The sequence below is a fragment of the Yersinia intermedia genome (assembly GCF_900635455.1).
In the GTDB taxonomy this organism is placed as follows: Bacteria; Pseudomonadota; Gammaproteobacteria; order Enterobacterales; family Enterobacteriaceae; genus Yersinia; species Yersinia intermedia.
In genome coordinates, this window is sequence record NZ_LR134116.1 from 4,750,937 (window position 1) to 4,757,282 (window position 6,346).

The window sequence follows — 6,346 nt, forward strand, 5'->3', positions numbered from 1 at the left end:
TAAACTGACTCTGGGATTGTATCTTCAAATAGGTGAACAGGTCAGGATTTACTTTTATTGACAATAGGCTCTCTTTCCCTATGTGAATATCCCTGCTACTTTGTCAGCATATTTTTGAATAGGATAACTTCGCTATGAAATGTCATCGTGTTAATGAACTGATTGAGCTTTTACACCCAGCCTGGCAGCAAGAACCTGATTTAAATCTGGTGCAGTTTTTACAAAAATTGTCCGAGGAAGCCGGTTTTACAGGTAATTTTGCAGATTTGACTGACGATGTTCTTATTTATCATCTGAAAATGCGCGGTTCGGCATCAACGGAAGTGATTCCAGGTCTGAAAAAGGATTATGAAGAGGATTTTAAAACAGCACTATTGCGAGCCCGTGGCATCATTAAAGATTAGTCACACTCCTGTCTGCGTAGGTGGGGGCTTTAATGATACTATTTCTTATTCTCAGCGCGCCGCTGCCACTAATACAGACTGAATGTTGTTATGAACAACTCTGCTTTTAATTTTCAGACTTTGTCTCCAGACCTGATTATGGACGCCCTTGAGGCTGTCGGGTTGCGGGTGGATTCAGGGTTAACTGCGCTTAATAGTTATGAGAACCGCGTCTACCAGTTTATGGATGAAGATCGTAAACGGTATGTGGTGAAATTTTATCGTCCCGAGCGTTGGAGCCGTGAGCAAATTACTGAGGAACACCGTTTTTCGCTTGATTTGGCAGAATCGGAGATCCCGGTTATCGCCCCATTGCAGTTAAACGGCGAAACTTTGCATACTTATGGTGGTTTTTTCTTTGCTGTGTTCCCAAGTGTCGGTGGGCGGCAGTATGAAATAGACAACCTTGACCAACTGGAATGGGTTGGGCGTTTTCTCGGCAGAATTCATCAGGTGGGTAGCGATGGGCTTTTTGTTGCTAGACCAACGATGGGTATTGAAGAGTATCTCACCGAGCCGCGTCAGTTACTGGCCAGCACTGTGTTAGTGCCAGCCAAACAGAAAGACAAGTTTCTGGCTGCAACCGACTTGTTGATCGCCACTATTAAGCAATACTGGCATACCGATTGGCAGCCATTACGACTACACGGTGATTGCCATCCTGGAAATATTTTGTGGCGTGATGGGCCAATGTTTGTCGATTTGGATGATGCCAGAAATGGTCCGGCGGTTCAGGACTTGTGGATGTTATTACACGGCGAGCGCAGAGAGCAATTAATCCAGTTGGATATACTGCTGGAAGCTTATGGTGAGTTTGCTGATTTTGATCAGCGTGAACTCGCATTAATTGAACCTTTACGCGCGATGCGGATGGTTTATTACCTTGCATGGGTAGCCAGGCGTTGGCAGGACCCTGCATTTCCGAAAAGTTTTCCGTGGATGGCGGAGTCTGATTTTTGGTTACAGCAGACTGCATCATTTACAGAGCAGGTTAAGCTGTTGCAGGTACCCCCTTTGCAGCTGATGCCAATGTACTAAAGCTAAGATAATGGAGATTGTTATAGTATGAAAAAAGTATGGTTAGCTCTCGTTGGCATGGTGATGGCATTCAGTGCATCTGCCGCACAGTTTACGGATGGAACCCAGTACCAGACGTTAAATAGACCAGTAACGGGTGAGCCTCAGGTCTTAGAGTTTTTCTCTTTCTATTGCCCGCACTGCTATCAGTTTGAAGAGGTTTACCATGTTCCTCAGGCAGTAAAAAAAGCCTTGCCAGAAGGGACTAAAATGACCCGTTACCATGTTGATTTCCTTGGGCCATTAGGTAAGCAACTAACTCAGGCATGGGCTGTTGCCATGGCATTGGGTGTTGAAGAAAAAATAACACCACTGATGTTTGAAGGTGTACAGAAAACACAAACTGTTCAAACTCCTGATGATATCCGTAATGTCTTCATTAAAGCGGGTGTGAGTGGCGAAGATTATGACGCAGCATTAAACAGCTTTGTCGTTAAATCACTGGTTGCTCAACAACAAAAAGCGGCTGAAGATTTACAATTACGTGGTGTGCCAGCGATGTTTGTTAATGGCAAATATATGATTAAGAACGATGGCATGGATACCAGTTCAATGGATATCTATGTTAAACAGTATGCGGATGTCGTTAAGTTCCTACTGACCCAAAAGTAATTTTGTAAAAGGAGGAGCTGGTTTTTGTCAGCTCCTCTTTCACTTATCAATACCCAGATTGTGCTCAGTACTTCAATTCTGTATCTACCTCTGACGTGGAAATCATCATGTTTACTAATGTGACGATAATACGACTAAATACTGATTTTATATTTTTCGCAGCATTATTTTAGATGGATTCATCTATTTCAGTGATGGATAAATGCCGATATTAGCGATGTTAAAAGATAAAATGAGGCGATGATGAGTAATAAAATAGATAGTGCGATAAATTATCCATAAGTGAAATTTATTTACCTTAAGTCTGTAACTGAATAAGTAATATCCACAATTTAGATAAAGGAAAAATGACAGTGAAATTAAAAAACAATCAATGTAACTGAATGATTATTCTGGTTTTAAATATTACCCCTAGGAAATAAGCCACATAGTTATAATCTGCACATGTTTTTACTCACAAAGTTATCCACAGATTAGATCATCAGGATCATTGAGTGAAAATGCTCTCTTTCGCACAAGAATGGACGCTAAAATTCGTCTCTTGTCGTCAGCTATGGCATTCTTAGTGTTAGACCTTGCTGAATAAAGATGAAGAAACCTTATGGCCCAGATTGCAGAAAACCCATTGATCCTCGTTGACGGTTCCTCTTACCTCTATCGCGCTTACCATGCGTTCCCACCACTGACCAACGGCAGTGGCGAACCAACGGGTGCGATGTACGGCGTGTTGAACATGTTGCGCAGTCTGTTGCTGCAATATCGTCCTAGCCATGTCGCGGTAGTATTCGATGCTAAAGGTAAAACATTCCGTGATGAGCTTTTCGCTGAATATAAATCCCACCGCCCACCCATGCCTGATGATTTGCGGGCTCAAATTGAGCCATTGCACCAAATGGTGAAAGCTATGGGGCTGCCTTTATTGGTTGTTTCTGGTGTGGAGGCCGACGATGTTATTGGTACTTTAGCGCAAGAAGCTGAGAAAGCAGATCATGCCGTATTAATCAGTACTGGTGATAAGGATATGGCGCAATTAGTTACGCCAAATATCACTTTAATCAATACAATGAATAACGCTATTTTGGGACCGCAGGAAGTATGCGAAAAATACGGCGTTCCTCCTGAATTGATTATTGATTTTCTGGCTCTAATGGGGGACTCCTCAGACAATATTCCAGGTGTTCCTGGTGTTGGTGAAAAGACCGCACAAGCTTTATTACAAGGTTTGGGTGGGCTGGATGCGCTGTTCAGTAATTTGGATAAAATATCCACACTGACATTCCGTGGTGCTAAAACCATGTCCGCCAAGTTAGAGCAGAATAAAGATGTTGCTTACCTCTCCTATAAATTAGCCACCATAAAAACAGACGTTGAATTAGATGTGACCTGTGATGAGCTAAAAGTTTCGGCCCCTGATGATGATCAATTACATCAGTTATTCAGCCGTTATGAATTTAAGCGTTGGTTGGTTGATGTAGAAGCAGGCAAATGGCTAGATGGTAAAAAAGATCGGCCAACGGCACAAACAAGTAATAGAGCTTTTGCGGTAGCAGAGCCAGTTGAGGCAGTTGAAGTCACCGCAGTATTGTCACAAGAGAACTATCAGACCATTTTGGATGAGAAATCTTTAGCTGACTGGATTGAGCGCCTTAAAAAAGCAGAAGTTTTCGCTTTTGATACTGAAACTGACGGTCTGGATACGCTTAGCAGCAATTTAATCGGTATATCTTTCGCCGTTGCACCGGGTGAGGCCGCTTATTTGCCCTTGGCGCATGATTATCTGGATTCTCCTGCCCAGCTCGACCGGGATTGGGTATTGGCCACGCTAAAACCACTACTGGAAGACGATAAAGCCCTTAAAGTTGGCCAGAATCTCAAGTTTGACCAAAGCATGCTGGCACGTTATGGCATTGAGCTGCGCGGTATCGCTTTCGATACCATGCTAGAATCTTACGTTTTAGACAGTGTTGCTGGTCGCCACGATATGGATAGTCTGGCAGAGCGTTATCTCAACCATAAAACTATTACTTTTGAAGAGATTGCCGGCAAGGGTAAAAACCAACTGACCTTTAATCAAATTGCGTTGGAACAAGCTGGGCCTTATGCCGCAGAAGATGCCGACGTTACGCTACAGTTGCATTTGGTGCTGTGGCCAAAACTGCAACAAAGTGAAGGGCTAAAGCGGGTATTCCAGGAAATTGAGATGCCGTTATTGCCGATTCTGTCCCGTATAGAGCGTACAGGTGTCTTGATTGACCAGAATATCTTGGCCGCACATTCAAAAGAGCTGACTATCCGCCTCGATGAGTTGGAAAAACAGGCCCACGAATTGGCTGAAGAACCGTTCAACCTGGCATCGCCTAAACAGCTTCAGGCCATTTTGTATGAAAAACAAAAACTGCCCATTTTGAAGAAAACCCCTGGTGGTGCCGCTTCAACCAATGAAGAAGTGTTGGCTGAGCTAGCGTTAGATTACCCTCTGCCGAAGGTGATCCTAGAGTATCGTGGTCTGGCTAAGCTAAAAAGTACTTATACCGATAAGCTGCCGCTGATGATTAACCCAGTTTCAGGCCGCGTCCATACGTCTTATCATCAGGCGGTGACAGCGACAGGGCGTTTGTCCTCACGGGATCCTAACCTACAAAACATTCCAGTGAGGAATGAAGAAGGCCGTCGTATACGGCAGGCTTTTATTGCGCCCAAAGGTTATCGCATCATGGCGGCTGACTACTCACAGATTGAGCTGCGTATTATGGCGCACTTGTCGCAGGATAAAGGGCTATTAGCTGCGTTTGCTGCTGGAAAGGATATCCACCGTGCGACAGCAGCGGAAGTCTTTGGTACGCCACTGGAAAAGGTCACAACTGAACAACGCCGAAGTGCCAAGGCAATTAACTTTGGGCTTATTTATGGGATGAGTGCTTTTGGTCTGGCGCGGCAGCTAAGTATTCCTCGTGGGGAAGCACAGCGCTATATGGACCTCTATTTTGAGCGCTATCCCGGCGTGTTGGAATACATGGAGCGCACACGTAAGCAAGCTGCTGATCAAGGTTATGTTACCACTCTGGATGGTCGTCGCCTCTATTTGCCAGATATTCATTCACGTAATGCAACTCGCCGTAAGGCTGCTGAACGTGAAGCGATCAATGCGCCAATGCAAGGTACCGCCGCTGATATTATCAAACGGGCAATGATTGCCGTTGATGCCTGGTTACAGCAGGAACCAGAACCATTGGTACGGGTAATCATGCAGGTACACGATGAATTGGTGTTTGAAGTGCATGAAAGTGTATTGGAAAGCGCTGAACAAAAAATTCGTGAACTGATGGAGCAGAGTATGCAACTGGCGGTGCCATTGAAGGTGGATGTCGGTGTTGGTGATAACTGGGATCAGGCTCACTAGCTTTGTGGGTAAGTGGCGATAAATAAAGCATTTTATGTAATTAAGCTACATTTATCCGCTGTTATACGGAGAAGATGTGCGCTGAATCGTGCCAATTTGTGTAACTATACAACAAAAAATTCTTTTGCCCCTGCGAAAAAATGATGTAGAGTTACAGACGTAGGGTACAGAGGTAAGATGTTCTATCTTTCAGACCTTTTACTTCACGTAATCGGATTTGGCTGTATATTAGCCGCCCCAGTTATTTATGACTGGGGCGTTTTTTATTGGGATTTATGGGGCTTTTCGCGAACCAATAGGGGAAACAGCAGACCGCCGCAGTGAAAATACGGTTTGATGATTTTTATTCAAGGGGGAGTAATATTGCCGGGTATTAATTTAGGGCGATATCAATATCACCCTTGGGGATAACAGCCCTTGCGGGCTGCTTGTTAGCACTTACTCACCTTCATCGTCATAATCATCAATCATAACTTCTGGTGGGATCTCGCTAAACCAGGTATCCAGTTTTTCCCGCAGTTTTTCGACGCAATCTTTTTCAAAGAAGAGAATGCTTCAACCTGAATATCACCCATAAATGGAATAATCGCTTCTCGCACCATGTTCAGTTGGGCCTTGCGGGCACCAGAAGCTAGCTTATCCGCTTTTGGTCAGCAATAAAAGAACCGGTGTACCAACGGCAACGCCCCAGGTGATCATCTGCTGATCTAAATCTTTCAATGGATGGCGAATATCCATCAACACAACTAATCCTTTCAGGCAGTTACGCTTCTGCAAGTATTCACCCAGCGCACGTTGCCACTTGAGTTTCATC

General features: G+C 44.3%; 4 protein-coding genes and 2 pseudogenes. 5 read left to right on the forward strand and 1 reads right to left on the reverse strand.

What is annotated here, in order from left to right:
• Window positions 1-134: 134 nt before the first annotated feature.
• From EL015_RS21645 to spfP, 5 genes and pseudogenes are all read left to right on the forward strand, one after another.
• Window positions 135-404 (forward strand): YihD family protein, encoded by a 270-nt coding sequence (locus EL015_RS21645; RefSeq protein ID WP_005191202.1) that lies wholly within the window; start codon window positions 135-137, stop codon window positions 402-404.
• Between the two features lie 90 nt (window positions 405-494).
• The gene (locus EL015_RS21650) at window positions 495-1,481 is read left to right on the forward strand and encodes a serine/threonine protein kinase (protein WP_005191201.1); all 987 of its coding nucleotides are present in this window, start codon (window positions 495-497) and stop codon (window positions 1,479-1,481) included.
• Window positions 1,482-1,508: 27 nt separating this feature from the next.
• Window positions 1,509-2,132, forward strand: coding sequence for a thiol:disulfide interchange protein DsbA (gene dsbA, locus EL015_RS21655; protein ID WP_005191200.1), 624 nt, complete (start codon window positions 1,509-1,511; stop codon window positions 2,130-2,132).
• Between the two features lie 601 nt (window positions 2,133-2,733).
• Complete coding sequence (gene polA, locus EL015_RS21660; RefSeq protein WP_005191199.1) at window positions 2,734-5,532, forward strand: DNA polymerase I; 2,799 nt, start codon at window positions 2,734-2,736, stop codon at window positions 5,530-5,532.
• 177 nt (window positions 5,533-5,709) lie between these two features.
• A pseudogene (gene spfP / locus EL015_RS22230) lies at window positions 5,710-5,754 on the forward strand (small protein SpfP); the annotation flags it as partial.
• 216 nt (window positions 5,755-5,970) lie between these two features.
• Here spfP and EL015_RS21820 read toward each other — a convergent pair.
• Window positions 5,971-6,345: pseudogene (locus tag EL015_RS21820) on the reverse strand (GTP-binding protein); the annotation flags it as partial.
• Between the last annotated feature and the right edge of the window lies 1 nt (window position 6,346).

Bases quoted from the DNA above. Each gene is read 5' to 3' on its own strand.
- EL015_RS21645 (WP_005191202.1), top strand. From the start codon at position 135: ATGAAATGTCATCGTGTTAATGAACTGATTGAGCTTTTACACCCAGCC.
- EL015_RS21650 (WP_005191201.1), top strand. From the start codon at position 495: ATGAACAACTCTGCTTTTAATTTTCAGACTTTGTCTCCAGACCTGATT.
- dsbA (WP_005191200.1), top strand. From the start codon at position 1,509: ATGAAAAAAGTATGGTTAGCTCTCGTTGGCATGGTGATGGCATTCAGT.
- polA (WP_005191199.1), top strand. From the start codon at position 2,734: ATGGCCCAGATTGCAGAAAACCCATTGATCCTCGTTGACGGTTCCTCT.